Below are 20412 nucleotides of genomic sequence, written 5' to 3'. Positions count from 1 at the left end.
CATGGGCAAGGTTACAGGTTTCATGGAAATCGACCGGCAGGTGGCGAAGTATCAGCCGGCCTCCGACCGCATCCGGCATTTCCGCGAATTCACCATTCCGATGTCGGAACCGGAAGTACAGAAGCAGGCGGCGCGCTGCATGGATTGCGGCATTCCCTATTGCCACGGCCCGACCGGCTGTCCGGTGCATAACCAGATCCCCGACTGGAACGATCTGGTTTATAACGGCAAGTGGGAAGAGGCGATCCGCAACCTGCATTCCACCAATAATTTCCCTGAGTTTACCGGGCGTGTTTGCCCGGCGCCCTGCGAGGAAGCCTGCACGCTGAACCTGGAGGATGCGCCGGTTTCGATCAAGACCGTTGAGCAGGCCATCGCCGACAAGGCCTATGAGCTGGGCTTCATCGTGCCGCAACCGGCCACGATCCATACCGGCAAGAAGGTGGCGATCATTGGGTCTGGCCCGTCAGGCATGGCCGCTGCCCAGCAGCTTGGCCGCGCCGGGCATGACGTGTATGTCTATGAGCGCGAAACCAAGCCGGGCGGTCTGCTGCGCTACGGCATTCCTGATTTCAAGATGGAGAAGAACTTCATCGACCGCCGCGTCGAGCAGATGAAGGGTGAGGGCGTCACCTTCCATTGTGGCGTCAATGTCGGTGTCGATGTAACGGTGGAAAAGCTGTTGGCCGATTACGATGCCGTCCTCTATTGCGGCGGCTCGGAAACCCCACGCGAAGCCGGCATTCCTGGCGTCGACCTGCACGGCGTCTATGATGCCATGCCCTATCTAGTCCAGCAGAACCGCCGGGTGGGCCGTGAAAACATCGACAGCGTTGGCTGGCCGTCCGAGCCGATCATCGCCGGTGGCAAGCATGTCGTGGTGGTCGGCGGCGGCGATACGGCGTCTGACTGCGTCGGCACGGCTTTCCGCCAGGGCGCTGTGAAGGTTACCCAGCTCGACATCCGTCCGCGTCCGCCGCAGACGGAAGACAAGCTGGCCGTCTGGCCGTTCTGGGCCACCAAGATGCGCACCTCCTCCAGCCAGGCCGAAGGCGCTGTGCGCGAGTTCCAGGTGGGAACGCTCGGATTCGTTGGCGAAGACGGCATGCTGACCGGTGTCAAATGCTGCCAGGTGGATGATCGTCGCCAGCCGATTGCCGGTTCGGAATTCATCATCAAGGCCGATCTCGCCTTCATCGCCATCGGCTTTTCCGGCCCCTTCACCGACAGCGTCGTCAAGGAGTTGGACGGAAAGCTGGACCTCAATACCGACCGGCGCGGCTCGACCAACGTCATCGCCAATGACAAGGACTACCGCACCTCTGTCGATAAATTCTGGGCAGCAGGCGACGTGCGCCGTGGCCAGTCACTGGTGGTCTGGGCGATCCGCGAAGGCCGCCAGGCAGCCCGCGCCATCGATGAAGCGCTGATGGGTGTCACAGTTCTTCCGCGCTGAGTTTAGCCTGTTCGGATCTCTATAAGGGGGCTTTCAGCCCCCTTTTTTGTTGGCTATGGGGACAGGCCACGCAAGGTCTATCGTCAATTGATAGGGATAGAGTGCAACTTAAGAGTTTTATTTTATTCAGAAATATCTATGTCTTTCCTTGCGTAAAATCCTATAATTTTCCCAGTAATATCAATGGGAAAACTCATATTTTGACCTCAGTTTTAGGTTTGTTTTCACATATTTACCTTTGATAAATTAATGCCTTTTAAATCATGGGTACAACCTATTGTAGCCCTCATGACGAGACGCTTTTCCTGTAGCAGCCTATCCAGATGTTTGGATTCCTGCCGACACGAGATCCCAAATGTCATTTCTCGACAATCTGAAAATTAAAACGAAGATTTTGTCTGTTGTGGTTTCAATCTGTGCATTGGGCATTGGCGCTTCTGTCATGCTGTCGCAAGGCTTGAATGCGGTTGATAAGGAATATTCCGCTTTTATTGATCAGGACGCAGGCTCGCTGATGATGGTGGCGCGTTCAAGCCAGAGGCTGATGGCACTCGGCTATGACGCCTACCAAATCTTGGTTTATGACGATTCAAGTCCGGAAATCGTCAGGGCGAAAAAGGACTATGATGAGAGCGTTAAGCGCATTATCGCCATGATCGATGAGGCAATCGCCCTTGATCCTGCGAAGGCCGACCGGCTCGCTGCAATTCGTACACGGTATGAGGCGATCATCACGATAACATCCAAAGTCATTGACCTGGATGCTAAAAAACAAGATACCGAAGCCCGCGACGAATTAAGGCAGGCAGACAAGCTGATCGCCGAGACAGCTGACGAGACCCGCCGATGGGTGGTCGATGGTGCAAAAGAACTGTCTGATAAAAGTACGTTGATCTCGAATGAGACGCGCAATACAATTATTGCCACGCTTGGCGGCCTGTTTGTGGCGTTCATCCTGGCGATTTTTGCCGCTTTGTGGATCATCTCCCATGGTATTACCCGACCGATCGAACGGTTGCGGCTGCGTATGATTGCTCTTGCCAAGGGCGAAACGCGCGCGGAAATCGATGGCGCCGGACGCGGCGATGAACTCGGGCAGATGGCCGCCGCCGTGGCGGTGTTCCGAGACAATGCGCTGGACCGTGAGCGTCTTGAAGCCGAGGCCGAGGCCAGCCGTGGCTTGTCGGAAAAGGAACGCGCCGAGCGCGACGCGCAACGAGCCAAGGATGCCGCCGACACCAAATTTGCTGTGGATGCTCTGGCAGAGGGTCTGACGCGCCTGGCTGATGGGGATGTCAGCTACCGTATTGCCGTGCCATTCGTGGCTGGCCTTGATGGCTTGCGGTCGAATTTCAACAGCTCTGTCCAGAAGTTGCAGCAGGCGCTGGTGACCGTCAGGCAGAATGCGCGTGGCATAGATGCAGGCGCTAATGAAATCCGCTCTGCCGCTGACGATCTTTCGCATCGGACGGAACAGCAGGCGGCTTCCGTGGAAGAAACGGCAGCGGCACTGGAGCAGATTACCACGACGGTCAAGGATTCGACCCGGCGCGCCGAAGAAGCTGGCATTCTGGTGTCCAAAACACGCGATGGTGCGGAACGCTCCGGCGATGTTGTGCGCAAGGCGGTTGCCGCCATGCAGGAGATCGAAAGATCCTCTGGCGAAATCAGCAATATCATTGGTGTTATCGATGAGATCGCTTTTCAGACCAATCTTCTGGCGCTGAATGCTGGTGTTGAGGCCGCCCGTGCCGGTGAAGCTGGCAAGGGTTTTGCCGTGGTGGCGCAAGAGGTGCGCGAACTGGCGCAACGCTCCGCCAATGCGGCAAAGGACATCAAGGGTCTGATCGTCTCTTCAGGCCAGCAGGTGCAGGCCGGGGTGCAGCTGGTGGCTGAAACCGGCTCTTCGCTCGAAACCATTGTCGGTGAGGTCCAGGAAATCAACCGGCATGTCACCGCGATAGTCGAGGCCGCACGCGAGCAATCGGTCGGACTTCAGGAGATCAATACGGCAGTCAATACCATGGACCAGGGTACGCAGCAGAATGCTGCCATGGTGGAGCAGACAACGGCGGCAAGCCACAGCCTTGCCAAAGAGGCTGCAACGTTGAGCGACCTGCTGTCGCGCTTCAAGCTGGAAGATCATGGCAAGGTAGTTGCGTTCGAGCAGACGAATGACGTTTCCGCGTCTCGCCCCGCACCGTCGCCTGCCCGGAAATTGACGGAAAAGCTCCGGGGCGCCTTTCATGGATCGGCTGCCGTAAAAGAGAAGGATTGGCAGGATTTTTGACGATAACCTTTCCAGGAGACGGACCCCGTCTTCCTGGAAAGAACCGCTGGGCGCGTGACACGGTGTTTGGCCGGTACCATTTTGGATAGTTCGATACGTCTTACGTCAGCCCTTGTGAAACGGCCTTTGGTTTTCGAAGAAGACGAACAGTCTGTTCAAGAATTGCTGCTGGCCTGGCGAAAATGGTGATTTCGAGAACCCGAGCTGAGCGTACTTAGAGCATCGGACCGAAAAGTGGGAACCGGTTTTCCGTTTGGAAACGCGAATGAAGCAGGTAAGCGCAGAAATTGCGATTTTCAGACTGCCAGCGGCGATTATTGGACGGACTATAAGGGTTTGTCTTAGAGTCTGTCAGGTTCCATCTAAACCTGACAGACGCTCTTATTATTGTTTCGGCACTACCAAATTTATATTTGGCGGAGACGCCAGCCGGTAATCGTCAACCCGACCTTTCGGCGCTTCCGGCATGATACCGGTCGAGACCAGCAGGTCGCGGGGCGAGGGGGGAGTTTGGGGCGCCGGCTTTTCAGCGCCGCCCAACAGGTGGTCTGCGCCATCCAGCGCCGGGTCGGAAATTTTCATCGGGGGAATACGGTCGGGGCCGTCAAGCTCTTCTGGTCCGGTCAGGTCTGGCAGGCTGGTCGCATCGAGCCGCACCAGGCCGGGGCTTGCCATATCACCAAGGAATTTGCGGGCCGATTTTTCCAGGTAGAAGGCCATCTTGCGCTTGCCGGCATCGGTCATGCTAATGCCGTCGGGGCCGCGCAACCGGGCCTGCTGGCCGTTGATGTCGGAGCCGGTCAACACGAAGCCGCCGTCCGCATCGACGAAGCCGTCCCAGATGTCGATGAATTCACCGCCTGCCGCTTCCGCGGCCTTGCGGTAGAGCGTGTTGAACTTGATCAGGTCTGCCGACATGCCCGGCGATTTAACCGGTGGCAGGCCGACCCAGATCAGCGGGATCTTCTTTGCTGTCACCAGCTTGGCAATGGCGTCGATCCGCTTTTGATATTCGGCAAACCAGGCCTCGGAAGGAAAGCGCTGATCGCCGCTACCCGGGGTCATCTGCTGGCGGTCATTGGCGCCAAGCTCGACGATCACCAAAGCCGGTTTCGTCTCCTCCAGCATTTTCGGCAATTGCCGCCGCCAGTCAAAATAATCGTCCCGCACCAGGCCGGAAGACCCGTTGCTGCGGGTCTCGATGACAGTGCCGGGTGCATCGGCAAAGGCCTGCTGCAAGCCGTCGCCGATGGCGCTGGCAAAGAAATCCCCGACAACAAGGATTTTCTGAGCGTTGTTGATCTTGGCGGGAGCCGCCTCTTGTGGCGGGGCTGAAACCGGGACGGGACGTGGCCGTGCCGGTGTGGCGGGAGCGGTGGCGGCAGGTTTCTTGCGGCTGCGCGGCCCTGCCGGGCGCGGCGCGGCGGGATATTGCCGTTCATAGCGGCTGTCGTCCTCCGAGCGGCTGCCAAACAGCATGTCGAGCAGCGTGCGGCGGCGGGGATAATCCTGTGCCAGGGCCGGGCCAACGACGCTTGTCGCAGCCACGACGATTGCAAGCGCAAAAGTCACATGGCGCCGCACGATCCGGTCTCTGTCTTTACCAGGCATGAGCAGTTTTCCCGTCGCGGCCCGTCAATGGCCAATCGCTCCCTATCAATGCCGCCTGAGCATTTCCAGCAGCGGCTTTGACGGTTCGCCATCGCCCTGCATGCCCAACCGTTGCTGGATGGCGGAAATCGCCGCTTTCGAACCAGAGCCGAAATTGCCGTCCACTTCGCCATTATAATAGCCAAGAGCCTTCATTCGGGTCTGCAACTCGAACTTTTCCTTTATGTCCAGCGTGCCGTCCGGCCGTGGCCATTTCTGTTGCATTCCACCATAACCGGCGATTTCGTCGGCAAGAAGACCGACCGCCAGCGCATAGGTATCGGCGGCATTGTATTTCTTGATGGTGAAGAAGTTGGATGTCATCAGGAAGCCCGGACCATTGGCACCGGCCAGCAGCTTCAACTGCGCCCGTTCGCCCGGATTGCGGAACGCCTTGCCGCCTGGGCGGGTGAAGCCCAGCTTCTGCCACTGGGCCATCGTCAGCGTCTTGCCGGCATATTTGCCGGCTCCCGCAGGCACGACGGTTTCATAACCCCAGGTCCGTCCACTATCCCAGCCGTTCTTGGCCAGAAGATTGGCCGAGGTCGCCAGCGCATCGGGAATGGAATTCCAGATATCCTTATGGCCATTGCCATCGGCATCGACCGCATACAGCAGGTAGCTGGTCGGGATGAACTGGGTGTGGCCCATGGCGCCAGCCCAGGAGCCGGTCATTTCCTTCGGGCTCACATCGCCGTTTTGCAGGATTTTCAAGGCGGCGATAAGCTGCTTGCGGGCAAAACCGCCGCGCTTGGGATCGGCATAGCCAAGGGTGGCCAGCGCCTGCGGCACGTAATGCAGCCGGTCATCCTTGGCGAGAACCGCGCCGTAATTGCTTTCCATCGACCAGATCGCCAGCAGAATATGGCGGTCAACGCCGAAATATTTTTCCAGAGAGGCCAGCGTGCGGCCATGCTTGGCCAGCATTTCCCGGCCGATCTTCACAGTATAGGGATTGACGCGGCTGTCGAGATAATCCCAGATTTCCGATTTGAATTCCGGCTGATAGGCCGCCTTGCGCAGCACATCGGGGTCCGGATCCTTGATGCCGGCAAAGGCGCGGTTATAGGTTTGTGCGCTGATGCCCGCAGCAGCAGCCGCGGGATAGAAATCCCGGATCCACTTCTGGAAGCCCGCATCGGCATGGGCATGAAGCGGCGCAAGGCTCGCCATGAGGGAAAAGGCAAGCGCGCGAAGATGGCGCGAGGCGCGTTCTCTGGTCATTGGCATTCTCGTCCGTTCAGCTGGCTGTTGTCTCATCTGTCTATGCTGGTCGACACCGCCTGGTTGTGGCAGTGGGGCAATGCCTGGCTGGAATTGCGCAGGCATGGCCAGTCTGGTTCAGTCTATGACCATAGTCTCAACAAATTCTTTACCAATTTACCAAAATCGCAAACAGAATTGTAATTTCGTTGCAATTCTTTAGTAATCGGCGTTTGTGCGATTGCGTGCATATGTGAAAAATCCTCTAGGAGGGATGTGTGGGACAACTGAAAAAAATTCGTAAAGCCGTGTTTCCGGTTGCCGGTCTTGGAACTCGTTTCCTGCCCGCCACCAAGGCCGTGCCGAAGGAAATGCTGACTGTTGTCGATAAGCCAGTCATCCAATATGTGGTGGATGAGGCCGTGGAAGCCGGGATCGAACATTTCGTGTTTGTCACCGGACGCGGCAAGGGCGTGATTGAAGACTATTTCGATATTCAGTACGAGCTTGAGCAGACCCTGAAGTCGCGCAACAAAAATGCAGAATTGACACTGCTGTCCGAAATCCTGCCCAAGGCAGGCGCCACCAGCTTCACCCGCCAGCAGGAGCCGCTGGGCCTTGGCCATGCGGTGTGGAGCGCCCGCGAAATCGTTGGCGACGAGCCTTTCGCTGTCCTGCTGCCCGATATGATCATGCGTGGCGAGACGGCCTGCATGAAGGGCATGGTCGATCTCTACAACAAGGCTGGCGGCAATATCCTCGCCGTCGAGGAATGTGCGCCCGATCAGGCGCATAAATACGGCATCGTCGGTGTCGGTGAGACGCTGGATGGCGGCTTCAAAATCACTGAAATGGTGGAAAAGCCAGCCAAGGGCACGGCGCCCTCGAACTTCTTCATCAATGGCCGCTATATCCTCCAGCCGGAAATCTTCTCGATTCTGGAAACTCAGGAACGCGGCGCGGGCAACGAGATCCAGTTGACCGATGGCATGTTGAAACTGGCCAAGATCCAGCAATTTGCCGGCTATCACTTCAAGGGTGAAACCTTCGATACGGGTGCCAAGGACGGGTTCATTCTCGCCAATGTCGCTTTCGCCCTGTCGCGTCCCGACCTTCGCGGTCTGGTGGAAGAGCCGATGAAGGCGTTGCTGGCCGCTTTGAAGTAAGCGGTTTTGCAAACGGACTGAAACTTAAAACGCCGTGCGTCCAACGCGCGGCGTTTTCTTGTTTACCGCCTCAGTTTCAATCCGACGCCTGCCGTCAGGGTCTTGTCGTCAGAACTGCTGTCGCTGGTGGATTTTTCCCAGGTGAGATCGGCGGTGAGATCCAGCCAGCGATTGACTTTGTAAACCAGCCCGCCGCCCGCCGTATAATACATGCCGGTGCTCTGGTTCCCGCCGCGATAATTGCGCCAGGTGGTGCCGCCCGAAAGCTTGGCGATCAGGTTGTCGCGTAATTCATGGGTGACGGCCGCTGTCAGTGCATAGGCAACATCGCCGCTGACGCCTGCGGTGGTTGACGGTTCGATGGAGGTGGCAAGACCCAGATCGACATTGGTGCCGCGCAAGGGCGACCACGCGACATTGCCGTCAACAGTCATCGCGCCCAGATCGTCCAGCCGCGCATCATCGAAACTGGCCTGCTTATAGCCAAGCGCGATTTCGCCGCGCAGCTTTTCGCCCATGTCCGAACTGATCCCGGCCTTGGCACCGTAGATATTGCCGGAGCGACGGTAGCCTGCGCTGTCCTGGCTCTGGTCATAACGGGTCTTGCCAGCGGAGACCTCGACAAAGGGCGTCAGAGCCGGGGAGATTTCATAACCCAGCCGCGACGACAATGTGACGGCATTGCGGTTACGGTCGGAATTGGACAGCATGCTGCCATCGGCAAGTTTGGCATCGGTATAGACCCAGCGTTCGAAATCCAGCCCGAGCGAGCCTTTCAGGGGACCAACCTGCCGTTCCAGCACAGCACCGGCGCTGAACTGGTTGACGCCGGATTGGACCGTGGCATCGCGCACGGCATTGGGGTCGGTGGTGCTTTCGCGGCTGAAGCCATAGCCCGCCGTTAGCCGTGCGGCCATGTCATCTGCAAAATCCAGCCGCAATGCGGCATCGACGCGACCGGAAGGGTCGCTGTCGCGGTCACCGGCAATGCGTTGGCGCCATTGGCCGTCGCCGGTAATCACCAATTGATGCCGTGACCAGTCGGAGGTCAGCGTACCCTTTAGCCCGTTGTCCCAATAGGTGGTGTTCTGCTTGTCGCTGCCGGTCGTTTTGCGCTCAGTGCTGATGCCTTGCGACAATTCCGGTCTGAGAATCATCGTGCCGACATGAATGCCGGTGCCGTCATCCTCGGTCTTGCGTAGTTGACGCCGTTCGTCGACCGGCGATTCCCTGAGGTTGATGCGGTTGGCGTCCAGCGCATCATTGGTGATCCGGCGGAAACTGTCAGTATCCAGCACGTCTTCTTCGGTATCCGACTTGGCTTTGGTTGTGGCGGTTGACGTGGTAGCGCCTGTCGCTGTCGTATCGGTGGTTGCCGCTGCCTCATCGCTGCTTGTTGTGGAGCCACGCAGGGTGGCAAGACCCGTGCTTTGCTCAGTCGATCCCGACGTCATTTGCTGGGAGAGGGCAGGGCCAGCCCCAGCCGCGGCCAGACATGCTGCTAGCAATCCAGCGGAAACCATCGGGTAAAAGCCCGCGCTGTGCTGCCGATCAGTGGGATAGGTCTGGCTGTCCGTCATTGCGGCCTGTCGGGATCTGTCTTCTGAAATAACTCTTGCGGCGATGCTGCCGTTACCGAAAGGTAAATTCCCATGGTTAATTATTCGTTGCGATTAACCATGAACGGGCGTTGCCAGCGTGCAAATAGCCCCGCCAGTCGTCATTTCTTACAGTCTGTAGGCAAGGGTGAATGGACAGTTAAGTTCATTAGCGCTATGGACATTGCCATGAACAAGCTGGCTGTAAAACTCGTGGAAGCAAGCGCCATCAAGGCTGCATTGCGTGTCGTCGCTACCGAACAAAGCGGGCTGGCGGCCCTGGAAGAGGCTTTGGCAGGGTATCTTGCCGGGCCGTTTTGCAACGCAATCGATGTTATCGGCAAAAGCTCGGGCCGGGTGATCGTCTCTGGCGTCGGCAAGAGCGGCCACATCGGCGGCAAGATCGCGGCAACGTTCGCCTCGACAGGCACACCGGCTTTCTTCATCCATCCGGCGGAAGCCAATCATGGCGACCTCGGCATGATTGCCCGTGACGATGTGGTGATTGCCCTGTCCTGGGGCGGCGAAAGCACCGAGCTGAACGGAATCCTGTCCTTCACTCGCCGGTTTTCCATTCCACTGATAGCCATTACCGCCGGTGAGCAATCCACGTTGGCACGTGAAGCCGATATCGTGCTTTTGATGCCCAAGGTGCAGGAAGCCTGCCCGCATGGCTTGGCGCCGACCACCTCCACCATGATGCAGATGGCGCTGGGCGATGCGCTGGCGCTGGCGCTGCTGGAAGCTCGTGGCTTCGGGCCGAATGATTTCAAGACCTTCCATCCGGGCGGCAAGCTGGGCGCGATGCTGACTCATGTCGGCGACATGATGCATATCGGCGAGGACGTGCCGCTGGTGCCGGAAGGCACATCGGTGCCGGAAGCGATTATCATGCTATCGCAGAAGCGTTTTGGCTGCGTCGGCGTCACCGACAGCGCTAACCGGTTGGTCGGTATCATCACCGATGGCGATATTGCCCGTAACCTCAACCGCAATCTCGGTGAGCGGATGGTGGAAGAGGTGATGACCCGTCACCCAAAGACGGTTCACACCGAAACACTTGCGACCACCGCCATGGCGATCCTCAACCAGCACAATATTTCGGCGCTGTTTGTGACCGATGAAGACGGTGTGCCAAACGGCATCATCCACTTCCATGATTTGTTGCGGATTGGTGTGGCTTAAAGAGTGAGTGATAGCGTCGGCAGGTTTATATTGAACCCGCAGCGTAAAAGACTTTCGGTATTTCGGCTCCGCCGCCCCCTCATCCCCCTGCCGGGACCTTCTTCCCGCTGGGAAGAAGAGGGATAGAGCCGAAAACGTCTTTGGATCTTTTCCGGTGGAAAATGACTTCGGAGTGGAGGAGTAGAGGCGAGACAAAATACGACGTTTCGCTGAAGTACTCGGATTATTTTTTAGATAGGCCTCTTCAAACCGCATCAACCGTCAAATCTCGCCCATGGGCAGCGATGATCTTGACTTGCGTTCCAATCTCCTGATCCGGTCCTGACACTGTCCAGAACGTATCGTCCAACCTGATCCGGCCACGGCCCTCGCGGATCGGTTCCTGGAGCGTGGCGGTGCGTCCGACAAGGCTTGCGGTGCGCTGATTGAGCAGCGGCTCGTCGCTGCTTCTGGCGTCGGAGCGTAGATATTGACGTCCGATCAGGATGGCCGCGATGGAAAAGGCGCAGAACACCAGCGCTTGAACCTGCCAGGGCCAGAAGGCGTCGCCCCAGAAGGCGAGAGACAGCAGGCCAGTGGCAATAGCGCCCAGCCCGATCCAGATCATGAACATGCCGGGCATGACCAGTTCGACGGCCAGCAGTGCCAGCCCCAGCACCAGCCAGCTCCACGGTCCCCATTGATCGACCAGCGTGGCGAACATGGCGGCTTATTCCTCCGACTTGGCGAAGGGATTGATCGCGGGCGTAGTGCTGACTGTGGTGGTTTTCGGAACGCTTCTGGCTGGTGAGCCAGAGGCACGAGCCGGGTTGGAACTCGCCTGCGGCGCATCGCCTCCGAACACTTCGCGGGCGATGGCGCCAATGCCGCTCAGTGAGCCGATCAGCGATGACGCTTCCATCGGCATCAGCACGATTTTCGAGTTGGAGGCGGTGCCGATTGCGGTCATCGCCTCGGTATATTTCTGGGCGACGAAATAGTTGATGGCCTGGACATCACCGGCGGCAATTGCTGCGGAGACCAGGGCCGTCGCCTTGGCTTCCGCTTCGGCCAAACGTTCGCGGGCCTCGGCCTCGCGATAGGCGGCTTCCCTCTGGCCTTCGGCCTGGAGGATGGCGGATTGCTTGGCGCCTTCGGCCCGCAGAATCTGGGCATTGCGGAAGCCTTCAGCTTCCAGCACCAGGGCGCGTTTTTCACGCTCGGCTTTCATCTGGCGGCCCATGGCATCGACCAGATCCTTGGGCGGCTGGATATCCTTGATCTCGACTCGGGTGACCTTGATGCCCCAGGGGCGCACGGCTTCATCCACCACCCGCAGCAGCCGGTCGTTGATGACCTCGCGGTTGGACAGCAGTTCATCGAGATCCATCGAGCCCATGACCGAGCGGATATTGGTCATGGTCAGGTTGAGAATGGCGTTTTCCAGATTGGCAACCTGATAGGCGGCCTCGGCGGCGTTCAGGACCTGATAAAAGGCCACGGCATCGGCGGAGACGCTGGCATTATCCTTGGTGATGACTTCCTGGGTCGGAACATCCAGCACCTGTTCCATCACGTTCATCCTGGCACCGATGGTCTCAATAAAGGGTGTGATGATGTTGAGGCCCGGTTCCAGCGTGCGGGTATAGCGTCCGAAACGTTCCACCGTATAGCGAAAGCCCTGCGGCACGGTCTTGACCCCGGCAATCAGCACCAGGATGACGAAGCCCACCAGGGCAATAACCAGAATATCGAAGCCGGACATGTCTTCTCCCCGCAGCCATTTTGTTGAGCCCTATGTAAGCTTGGCCCCACCCCGTTACCAGTGCCATGGAAAATCTAGGGTCGTTCTCGGGGCAATTACCCGTTCGGGCGGGTTTGCAAAACCTCACTTCTGCGCTATCAGGGCCACGGTTTTCACCACCGGTCGCAGCCTACCCGGAAAAAACAAGGACTAGAACCATGAAAATACTCGTCGTCTGCTCTGGCGGACTCGATTCCGTTTCGCTTGCCGACAAAATGGCAGCGGAGCATGAGTTGATCGGCCTGATCTCCTTCGATTACGGCCAGCGTCATAAAAAAGAGCTGGATTTTGCAGCACTCGCGGCCAAGCGGCTGGGTGTGCCGCACCAGATCATCGACATGACCAATATTGGTGCCAGCCTGACCGGCTCGGCCCTCACAGACGATCTTGACGTGCCCGATGGCCATTATGCCGAGGAGACGATGAAGATCACCGTCGTGCCGAACCGCAATGCCATTATGCTGGCGATTGCCTTCGGGGTGGCTGCGGCGAAGAAGGCTGATGCGGTCGCCTTGGCCGTGCATGGCGGCGACCACTTCATCTATCCCGATTGCCGACCCGGCTTCATTGATGCGTTCCAGATCATGCAGGCCCATGCGCTGGAGGGCTATGCCGATGTCAAATTGCTGGCCCCGTTCGTGACGGTCTCCAAGGCCGATATCGTCACCGAGGGCGCGAAATACGGCACGCCGTTTGACCAGACGTGGTCCTGCTACAAGGGCGGTGCGCGTCATTGCGGGCGGTGCGGCACCTGTGTGGAGCGGCGCGAAGCCTTTCATCTGGCCGGTGTCACCGATCCTACCGACTACGAAGACCCGGATTTCTGGGTCAGCGCCACCTCCGGCTTCCAGGCCAGGGAGGTCTGATTCCATGTACCGGATCACCAAGGAATTTCATTTTTCCGCCTCGCACCAGCTGAAAGGCCTGCCCGACGATCATCAATGCGCCCGGCTGCATGGGCATAATTACATTGTCCTGGTCGAATTGTCGGGCGAGGAGTTGAATGAGTACGGGTTCCTGCGCGACTATCATGAGCTGAAAGTGCTGAAGGCCTATATCGATGAGGCCTTCGATCACCGCCATCTCAATGATGTCCTGGGTCATGACAAGACCACGGCAGAATGCCTGGCCAAGCATTTCTATGACTGGTGCAAGCAGCATTTTGCCGAGACCTCTGCAGTGCGGGTCAGCGAAACCCAGAAGACCTGGGCGGAGTATCGTCCTTGACCGCGTCGGAAACCGTGATCCGGGTCAGCGAAATCTTCGGGCCGACCATTCAGGGCGAAGGCGTGCTGATCGGCCAACCAACCGTGTTCGTGCGCATGGGCGGCTGCGATTATCGCTGTTCCTGGTGCGATAGTCTGCATGCCGTCGAAAGCCGGTTTCGGGAAGAATGGCTGCCGATGAGCGTCCAGGCCATCTGGGCCGAGGTGGAAAGCCTATCCGGGGGCGTGCCATTGATGGTGTCGCTATCGGGTGGCAACCCGGCGATCCAGCCGTTGGGCGCGCTGATTGCCCACGGTCATGAGCGGGGCTACCGCTTCGCCCTTGAGACCCAAGGGTCGATTGCCCGCGACTGGTTTGCCGATCTGGATGTGCTGGTGGTGTCGCCCAAGCCGCCTTCGAGCGGGATGGAGACGGATTGGGACGCGCTTTCGCTCTGTCTTGAGAAAGCCGCAGCGCGGGGTGAGCAGCAAAGCCCGCTCACCGTGCTGAAGTTCATCGTCTTCGATGAAGCCGATTATGCCTATGCGCGCGATGCCAGCGCCCGGCATCCGCATCTGCCGGTCTATCTCCAGCCCGGCAACCATACACCCCCGCCGCCGGAAGACGATGACGCGGTCATCGACATGGATGGGATCATGACCCGGATGCATTGGCTGGTGGACCGGGTGGTCGAAGACCGCTGGTTTGCCGCCCGTGTGCTGCCGCAACTGCATGTGCTGCTCTGGGGCAACAAGCGCGGCGTGTGAGATATTTTATCCTCTTTGCGTCTTTTTCGTCGTATTTTGACTATCTCTGTGCCATTCTGCGTCCGTGCAAGATGTCGGAGGATTGGCGATGCTTGGAAGTCTGAAAAGCGCATTTGCTGCAAAATCGTTGAAGTTCAAGGATACTGGCAGGGTATCGGCAACCGCCGATGCAAAAGGCAAATACGACAAGAAAGATGCACCACTGTCCGTTACGGATGTTGCGGCGGCATGCCTGGATGTGGCTTTCGGGACAGCCAATGGCGGCAATAGCACCGGCTATGCAGCCTTGGGACAAAGTGTCGCCGAAGCTGGCCGAAACGGATACAAGGCGCGGGGCAATGCCGGAATTTCTGTGCCGCCGAATCCGTTTTTCGTGGCACGTGGTCACAGCAGCGGGGACCTGACCAGTGAAAGCCCTGCGACGCTGAAATATATGCAGCGCCGACGGTACAAGGAAATCGGCAGCAATGCTGTTTCAATCGCCGGTTCGGTGTCAGTTGCAGCATCGATGGGCGCCTTGCCAATCAATGCCCTTTCCGTTGCCAAGCAGGTCAACAGTACGGCATCGACTGCCAGTCACCTGACAAAGCTGAAAATGCTGGCAAGCAGGGTGGACGCCGCAAATCAGGGGCAAGCTGATGGCGTGCCGTTGTCGGATATTATTGCCGAAGTCATCAAGCGGAAGATTCACAAATCCGGCATAGAGGGTACGAAACTGGTGACGGGCTCGGTGCCTGTTCTGGGCGAAATCGCTACCGCATCCGTGAATGCCGGTATTAACGGCGCCACTTCGGCTTTCAAGACTTTTGACAAGGCGTTCCATGCTAAGTCATGCGCTCGGCTTGCCCTCGAAATTCATTGGCGCGCCTATCAGGAGCAATTCTCTGCCTATTGCCGGACACGTCGTTTGAACCCGGATGATTTTCTGCTTCGAGACGATTATCTCGCCCGTTCCCGTCCGCCGCGGTTGACCGGCATGAACCTGAAGGCCGCCAATGAAGAATTGCGCAAGGCCGACAAGCCACCACGGCTGACCGGCATGGGGCTTTCCCAGGCAAGGCAGGCCTTGGAAGAACATTCACCTCCGGCCTCTCGCTTGCCGTCCTCTGAGTTGAAGACTGTGGTCACAGAGGCCAGGAACAATTTCTATTTCTACCGGGATGCAGGGCCTGCGACTGAGTTGTTCAGTGAGATCTGTTCAAGACGGTCGGTATTGGCCCTGCTTGGGTCCTATGATGTCGGAGCTTTGATCATGGAGCCTGGTGGTTGGGTGGCGCTTACGGACAAGATTGCTTCTCTGTGACCGCCAACCTCTCATTTTTTCCTTAAACCATAGTCAAATCAAACAATTAGTCTATCGATAGCACAGGCGCCGCGCCCTTGGCTTAAAACTCCTCCCACTGATCCCGGGATTGAGCGGCAGCTGCACCGCCGCCAAAGGCCTTGGCGACGGCCTTGACCCGTTCGCGGGCCGGAGACGGAGACGGAGCCGGGCTGCGGGCGGTTAGGTTTGCGGAGACCGGCTGCGGTGCGCTGCGTCGAGGCGCAGGCGTAACCTGGCCTTGCTGCCCGGAAATCTTGAAATGGCTGAGCAGGCCGACCAGGCTCTGCGCCTCGTCGGAGAGCGAATGGGTGGAAGCTGAGGTTTCCTCGACCATGGCGGCATTCTGCTGGGTCACCTGATCCATCTGGTTGATGGCGGCGTTGATTTCATGCAAGCCGGTTGCCTGTTCCTTGGCCGCATTGGCGATGGAATGGATATGATCGTTGATCGTCAGCACGCGGCTTTCGATCTTTGCCAGCGCCTCGCCGGTCTTTTGCACCAGCTTGACCCCGCCTTCGACCTCGTGGCCGGATTTGGTGATCAGCGCCTTGATGTCCTTGGCCGCATTGGCGGAGCGTTGCGCCAGTTCGCGCACTTCCTGGGCAACCACGGCGAAACCCTTGCCGGCCTCACCCGCGCGGGCGGCTTCCACACCGGCATTCAGGGCCAGAAGGTTGGTCTGGAAGGAAATCTCGTCGATCACGTTGATGATGGTGGAAATTTCCTTGGAGGCATTTTCGATCCGGCCCATGGCGTCCACGGCTTCGCGCACCACGACGGCTGATTGCGCGGCATTTTCCGTGGCTTCTGTCACGATCCGGCTGGCTTCCTGGGCACGTTCCGAAGAGCCGCGCACCACGACTGTGATCTCGTCGAGCGCCGCCGATGTTTCCTCCAGAGCGGCGGCCTGCTTTTCGGTGCGCATCGACAATTCGTTGGTGGCATTGCTCAATTGGCCGGTGCTGCCGCTGATGGCGTCCGTCTTGTGGCGGATGCTGGAAATCGTGTCGCGCAGGCGCTCAAAGGTGGTGTTGACATTGGCCTGCAATTCGCCGAACGCGCCTCTGAACTGGCCTTGCATTTCCTGGCTGAGATCGCCGCTCGCGAGATTGGCGATGACTCGTCGGGTTTCCGTCACCCCGCGCTCGACGCTTGCGATCAGCTCATTGATATTGTTAGCAAAACGATCAAGATTTGCGTCGTCATAATGGGTGCCGATCCGCTTGCTGAAATCGCCATCGGCGGCTGCTGCGACGACAACGGACATGCTGGATTGCAGGTCATCGCTTTTTGCGCGCAGGGCCGCTTCCTGGGCATTCATGCGGGCGACGTCCTGGCCGTTGCGCTTGAAGGTTTCGACCGCCAAGGCCATGTCGCCGATTTCATCCTTGCGGGTGGCGCCCGGCACGTCGGTTTCGAAATCGCCATTGGCGACACGCTTGATAGCTGCGGTGAGCTGAACGATCGGGCGGCTCAATTGCTTGACGCCGATATAGATACCGAGGCCGACGCCGATCAGGATCGAGATGACCGTCACCGAGACGATCAGGATCATCATGGCTGTCTGGAAGCTGGCGACCGATGCCGTGACCGCCTGGAGTTCTTTCTTGTCGGCGCTGACGACGGCATCTACCTCGGTCTGGAAGGCTTTGCGGTTGGCGCGGTTGGCCTCGTTATTGCCCTGCTCATTGGCGGCCTGCGGACCGACTTCGGTGCCCAAACGGACTGTTTCCGTGCGGAATGTCCTGAATTCCGCTGCCTTGGCAACCATGGATTGGAAGGCTTGCACCTGGGTTTCCGGTATCATTTTCCGCCAGGTTTGAAGCGTGGCATCCATATCATCGAGACTTTTTGTCAGCCCCTTGCCGAACTTGTCGGCATCTTCCTTCGATTTCGCCGCATAGATACCCCGTGATTCCATCACCACCGAGGTGATCAGGCGGTTGAGTCGCTCACCCTGGAAGGCGCGCTCGGATAGATTGAGAACCTGTGCGGTCTTGTTGTCATATCGCAATGTCACGAAAATCCCGATCGCCCCGATCAGGGATGCGGCAAAGCCGAGAATGAAAACAAGTAGATATATTTTACCATTAATACGCATAGATTCCTCCTCCGCTGGGGCGCGGCAATCTCCCTCGATCGGTTCAATGTAGGGTGGAACAATTAATTATTGCTTTGGAAATCAATCTGACTTTCGCTGTTCCAGAGGGTGGCACAGCCTGAATTGTCCTTGCAGATCCGGCTTGGATGAGAATACAATCATAAATGGATGTAAGGTATATTGCACCCATAGGTGTTGTTTTCTCATTTTTGGAAAGGAGATCTCGATGAAAAAATATCTTGTGATTCTCATCACATCTTTAATAGCAGCGATGTCGTTTGCCTGTTCTGGTTTGGCGCAAACTGTTGCCGATCCGGCGATGACGGCGCCAGATGAAAATTCTTGGACATTGTTTTTGTCTGTCAACGCCAAGGCAAAGACGGAGGGCAACAATAATGCGCTCTTTGAAGCCTGGGCGAGTGACGCGGACACCTTCACTCCCAAGCCAGTTTGGCCACAGGGTGGATCACCGAAGAGTTTGGTACCCAGGGCTCTCAGTCGTCTCTCGCATGGAGCGCCGATAAAAGCACTGCTGGTGCCTGGCGGAAACAACGACCAACCTGGCACGCCAATTGAAGAAGTGCGCCGCAACCATGCGTCATTCGATTATATCGTCAACAACAATCTTTATAAGGTCTCCGGCCTTAAAGCTGCGTTCAGTAAATCAGATAGTATTATTTCTTTTCCGACAGATGCGATCGAAGTGAAGGCCAACTGGGTCGCGGTCGATGGGCTGAAAGCCTTCAATGGTTTCAGCGGAACGGCTGCAGATGCCAAGAAGCTCTACCATGTCAATACTGCGGGCGGAAAAGACTATGCTCTGGTCGCCATGCATCTGATTTCCAAGCAGGTTCCAAACTGGACCTGGGCTACCTTCGAGCATCAGGACAATCCCGGACGGTGTGATGTCATCGGTTGCACGGACAGTTTCGGCGCTGTGCCATCCGTCCAGCCACCGATATCCCAGGTTGAATCCACAACGCCATATCCTGCCTGCGCCAAGACGCCAGCATTGAAAGCGCTGTTTGCAGGCGCGGATATCGATCCGGCTTACCTTAACTATTGCTTGAAGGGCAGCCAGACGGATACGACAACCGCGACCGGCCTGACCGTGCGCCTCGGCAATTCGGTCACGGAAAAAGGCTTTGTCGCCTATTCTTCCTGCATAACCTGTCATGGCCGTGCCGGTGCTGATTCGAATGGTAAGATGACGTCATTTGCCGGTTTCGATTTGATTTCCGCCAGTCAGCCATTAACGAGTAATTTCGGAAATGCGCCGATTGGACCGATCCAGCCGTCTTGGTTCTGGGTTCCGGGAAATCCGCCTGCGCTTCCTATGCTGGCGGATAGCACCTCAGATCTGACGCGGATCGCTTTGGCTGTGGATTTCGTATGGTCCATTCCGTTCTGCGCCATCGATGATACGGCATCGCCGCCACTAACCAAATCGACGTGTGCCGCCAAGTAACGTGTATTCAAGCATCGAGCCGGAAAGGGGAAACCGGTTTTCGGCTCGATGCTAGAGTTTCCCTTATCGGTTCACGAACGCCGGTTCCTACCGTTCCGGCCGATCTATTAGCGGATCTCAAACCCAGCCCTGCAATTCCCGGCGCACGACATTTTCCAGCACGCGCATGCCGTCCGGGCTGTCGTTCAGGCAGGGGATATGGCTGAATTTCTCACCGCCAGCGTGGTGGAAGATTTCGCCCGCTTCACCGGCAATTTCCTCCAGCGTTTCCAGACAATCGGAGACGAAGCCTGGATTGATCACGGCAATGCGCTTGACACCATCCTTGGCCAGTTTTTCCACGGTCTTGTCAGTATAGGGCTGTAGCCACTCCTCAGGCCCAAATCGCGACTGGAAGGTGACCATCAGCTTTTCCTTCGGCCAGCCCAACCGCTCACGCAGCAGGCGTCCGGTCTTGTAGCATTGGCAATGGTAGGGATCGCCCTTCATGAAATAGGACTTCGGAATGCCGTGGAACGAAGTCAGCACCAGTTCCGGCTCCCAGTCGAGGCTGGCGAGATGGGCTTCGATGGAATTGGCCAATGCATCGATATAGACCGGATCGTCGCTATATTGCGGCACGGTACGCAGGGCCGGTTGCCAGCGCATCTTGAGCAGTGCCTTGAAGGCTTCGTCATTAACGGTGGCCGTGGTGGCTGCGGCATATTGCGGATAGAGCGGAAACAACAGAATCTTTTCGCAGCCGGCCTTTTGCAGCGCGTCCATGCGCGATTTGATCGATGGCTGGCCGTAGCGCATCGCCCAATCCACCACGACATTTGGCATATCTGTGAGCGATACAGCCATTTTCTCGGCCTGGTTGCGGGTGTAAGTCCGCAGATAGCTCTCGTTCAGGTCGTTGTTCCAGATCTCGGCATAGGCCTTGCCGACCTTGCCGGGGCGGGTGTTCAGAACGATGCCATAGAGAATCGGATACCAGAACAGCCGCGACCATTCGATAACCCGCTTGTCGCTGAGGAATTCCCTCAGGTAGCGGCGCATTGAAGTGTAGTCGGTCCCGTCAGGTGTGCCGAGATTGACGAGCAGCACGCCGACCTTGCCGAAATTGACCTTTGGATGTTCGGACGGAAGATGGTTGACGATCGCGCTCATATTTGGACTACCCTGGTCAAGAATTCGATGCTGCTGTTACGCTTTTGGACTGAGAAGAGATCA

Annotated in this window: 16 protein-coding genes; 9 read left to right on the top strand and 7 right to left on the bottom strand. The window is 57.7% G+C overall.

All coding sequences use genetic code 11. The features are described 5' to 3' along the window. Window position 1 precedes the first annotated feature (1 nt). Together AVI_RS14730 and AVI_RS14725 are read left to right on the top strand one after the other, a co-directional pair. A complete protein-coding gene (locus AVI_RS14730; protein WP_015917095.1) occupies window positions 2–1456 on the top strand; it encodes a glutamate synthase subunit beta in 1455 nt (484 codons plus the stop codon). A gap of 355 nt (window positions 1457–1811) precedes the next feature. Then, window positions 1812–3746, top strand: a complete 1935-nt coding sequence (locus AVI_RS14725) for a HAMP domain-containing methyl-accepting chemotaxis protein (protein WP_015917094.1) — start codon at window positions 1812–1814, stop codon at window positions 3744–3746. A gap of 384 nt (window positions 3747–4130) precedes the next feature. On the opposite strand, the gene AVI_RS14720 is transcribed toward AVI_RS14725, so the two are convergent. After that, the gene (locus AVI_RS14720) at window positions 4131–5357 is read right to left on the bottom strand and encodes an SGNH/GDSL hydrolase family protein (protein ID WP_015917093.1); all 1227 of its coding nucleotides are present in this window, start codon (window positions 5355–5357) and stop codon (window positions 4131–4133) included. 45 nt (window positions 5358–5402) lie between these two features. Continuing rightward, window positions 5403–6620, bottom strand: a complete 1218-nt coding sequence (locus AVI_RS14715) for a lytic murein transglycosylase (protein WP_015917092.1) — start codon at window positions 6618–6620, stop codon at window positions 5403–5405. A 257-nt stretch (window positions 6621–6877) separates the two neighbouring features. Here AVI_RS14715 and galU point away from each other — a divergent pair, with 257 nt between their 5' ends. Continuing rightward, window positions 6878–7765 carry a UTP--glucose-1-phosphate uridylyltransferase GalU gene (gene galU / locus AVI_RS14705; protein ID WP_015917091.1) on the top strand — a complete coding sequence of 296 codons (888 nt, stop codon included), beginning with the start codon at window positions 6878–6880 and terminating at the stop codon, window positions 7763–7765. A 62-nt stretch (window positions 7766–7827) separates the two neighbouring features. Here the strand turns inward: galU and AVI_RS14700 are convergent, their stop codons facing one another. Further along, the gene (locus AVI_RS14700) at window positions 7828–9345 is read right to left on the bottom strand and encodes an outer membrane beta-barrel protein (protein WP_015917090.1); all 1518 of its coding nucleotides are present in this window, start codon (window positions 9343–9345) and stop codon (window positions 7828–7830) included. Window positions 9346–9552: 207 nt separating this feature from the next. On the opposite strand from AVI_RS14700, the gene AVI_RS14695 reads away from it, so the two are divergent. Further along, complete coding sequence (locus AVI_RS14695; RefSeq protein ID WP_015917089.1) at window positions 9553–10548, top strand: KpsF/GutQ family sugar-phosphate isomerase; 996 nt, start codon at window positions 9553–9555, stop codon at window positions 10546–10548. 244 nt (window positions 10549–10792) lie between these two features. Here the strand turns inward: AVI_RS14695 and AVI_RS14690 are convergent, their stop codons facing one another. Further along, window positions 10793–11251 (bottom strand): NfeD family protein, encoded by a 459-nt coding sequence (locus AVI_RS14690; protein ID WP_015917088.1) that lies wholly within the window; start codon window positions 11249–11251, stop codon window positions 10793–10795. A 6-nt stretch (window positions 11252–11257) separates the two neighbouring features. Further along, window positions 11258–12292 carry an SPFH domain-containing protein gene (locus AVI_RS14685; RefSeq protein ID WP_015917087.1) on the bottom strand — a complete coding sequence of 345 codons (1035 nt, stop codon included), beginning with the start codon at window positions 12290–12292 and terminating at the stop codon, window positions 11258–11260. Window positions 12293–12489: 197 nt separating this feature from the next. On the opposite strand from AVI_RS14685, the gene queC reads away from it, so the two are divergent. From queC to AVI_RS14665, 4 genes are all read left to right on the top strand, one after another. Then, a complete protein-coding gene (gene queC, locus AVI_RS14680) occupies window positions 12490–13197 on the top strand; it encodes a 7-cyano-7-deazaguanine synthase QueC (protein ID WP_015917086.1) in 708 nt (235 codons plus the stop codon). A gap of 4 nt (window positions 13198–13201) precedes the next feature. Continuing rightward, window positions 13202–13558: a 6-carboxytetrahydropterin synthase QueD gene (gene queD / locus AVI_RS14675; protein ID WP_015917085.1), complete on the top strand. Its 357-nt coding sequence runs from the start codon at window positions 13202–13204 to the stop codon at window positions 13556–13558. Next, on the top strand, window positions 13537–14304 hold the full coding sequence (queE, locus tag AVI_RS14670; RefSeq protein ID WP_015917084.1) for a 7-carboxy-7-deazaguanine synthase QueE: 768 nt from the start codon (window positions 13537–13539) through the stop codon (window positions 14302–14304). The genes queD and queE overlap by 22 nt, the downstream gene beginning before the upstream one ends. An 88-nt stretch (window positions 14305–14392) precedes the next feature. Next, window positions 14393–15607 (top strand): hypothetical protein, encoded by a 1215-nt coding sequence (locus tag AVI_RS14665; RefSeq protein WP_015917083.1) that lies wholly within the window; start codon window positions 14393–14395, stop codon window positions 15605–15607. A gap of 82 nt (window positions 15608–15689) precedes the next feature. On the opposite strand, the gene AVI_RS14660 is transcribed toward AVI_RS14665, so the two are convergent. Then, window positions 15690–17729, bottom strand: coding sequence for a methyl-accepting chemotaxis protein (locus AVI_RS14660; RefSeq protein ID WP_015917082.1), 2040 nt, complete (start codon window positions 17727–17729; stop codon window positions 15690–15692). Between the two features lie 226 nt (window positions 17730–17955). Between AVI_RS14660 and AVI_RS30315 the strand changes: the two genes are divergently transcribed. Next, a complete protein-coding gene (locus AVI_RS30315) occupies window positions 17956–19197 on the top strand; it encodes a hypothetical protein (protein WP_015917081.1) in 1242 nt (413 codons plus the stop codon). A 117-nt stretch (window positions 19198–19314) separates the two neighbouring features. Here AVI_RS30315 and hemH read toward each other — a convergent pair whose 3' ends face one another. Beyond that, window positions 19315–20349 carry a ferrochelatase gene (gene hemH / locus AVI_RS14650; RefSeq protein WP_015917080.1) on the bottom strand — a complete coding sequence of 345 codons (1035 nt, stop codon included), beginning with the start codon at window positions 20347–20349 and terminating at the stop codon, window positions 19315–19317. Window positions 20350–20412: the final 63 nt, after the last annotated feature.

The organism is Allorhizobium ampelinum S4 (assembly GCF_000016285.1).
In the GTDB taxonomy this organism is placed as follows: Bacteria; Pseudomonadota; Alphaproteobacteria; order Rhizobiales; family Rhizobiaceae; genus Allorhizobium; species Allorhizobium ampelinum.
The sequence above is the reverse complement of the archived record's forward strand: the minus strand, read 5'-3'. Positions and strand labels throughout refer to the sequence as shown.

Coding starts and splice junctions, on each gene's coding strand:
- AVI_RS14730 (WP_015917095.1), top strand. CDS start 2: ATGGGCAAGGTTACAGGTTTCATGGAAATCGACCGGCAGGTGGCGAAG.
- AVI_RS14725 (WP_015917094.1), top strand. CDS start 1,812: ATGTCATTTCTCGACAATCTGAAAATTAAAACGAAGATTTTGTCTGTT.
- AVI_RS14720 (WP_015917093.1), bottom strand. CDS start 5,357: ATGCCTGGTAAAGACAGAGACCGGATCGTGCGGCGCCATGTGACTTTT.
- AVI_RS14715 (WP_015917092.1), bottom strand. CDS start 6,620: ATGACCAGAGAACGCGCCTCGCGCCATCTTCGCGCGCTTGCCTTTTCC.
- AVI_RS14700 (WP_015917090.1), bottom strand. CDS start 9,345: ATGACGGACAGCCAGACCTATCCCACTGATCGGCAGCACAGCGCGGGC.
- AVI_RS14695 (WP_015917089.1), top strand. CDS start 9,553: ATGAACAAGCTGGCTGTAAAACTCGTGGAAGCAAGCGCCATCAAGGCT.
- AVI_RS14690 (WP_015917088.1), bottom strand. CDS start 11,251: ATGTTCGCCACGCTGGTCGATCAATGGGGACCGTGGAGCTGGCTGGTG.
- AVI_RS14685 (WP_015917087.1), bottom strand. CDS start 12,292: ATGTCCGGCTTCGATATTCTGGTTATTGCCCTGGTGGGCTTCGTCATC.
- queC (WP_015917086.1), top strand. CDS start 12,490: ATGAAAATACTCGTCGTCTGCTCTGGCGGACTCGATTCCGTTTCGCTT.
- queD (WP_015917085.1), top strand. CDS start 13,202: ATGTACCGGATCACCAAGGAATTTCATTTTTCCGCCTCGCACCAGCTG.
- AVI_RS14665 (WP_015917083.1), top strand. CDS start 14,393: ATGCTTGGAAGTCTGAAAAGCGCATTTGCTGCAAAATCGTTGAAGTTC.
- AVI_RS14660 (WP_015917082.1), bottom strand. CDS start 17,729: ATGCGTATTAATGGTAAAATATATCTACTTGTTTTCATTCTCGGCTTT.
- AVI_RS30315 (WP_015917081.1), top strand. CDS start 17,956: ATGAAAAAATATCTTGTGATTCTCATCACATCTTTAATAGCAGCGATG.
- hemH (WP_015917080.1), bottom strand. CDS start 20,349: ATGAGCGCGATCGTCAACCATCTTCCGTCCGAACATCCAAAGGTCAAT.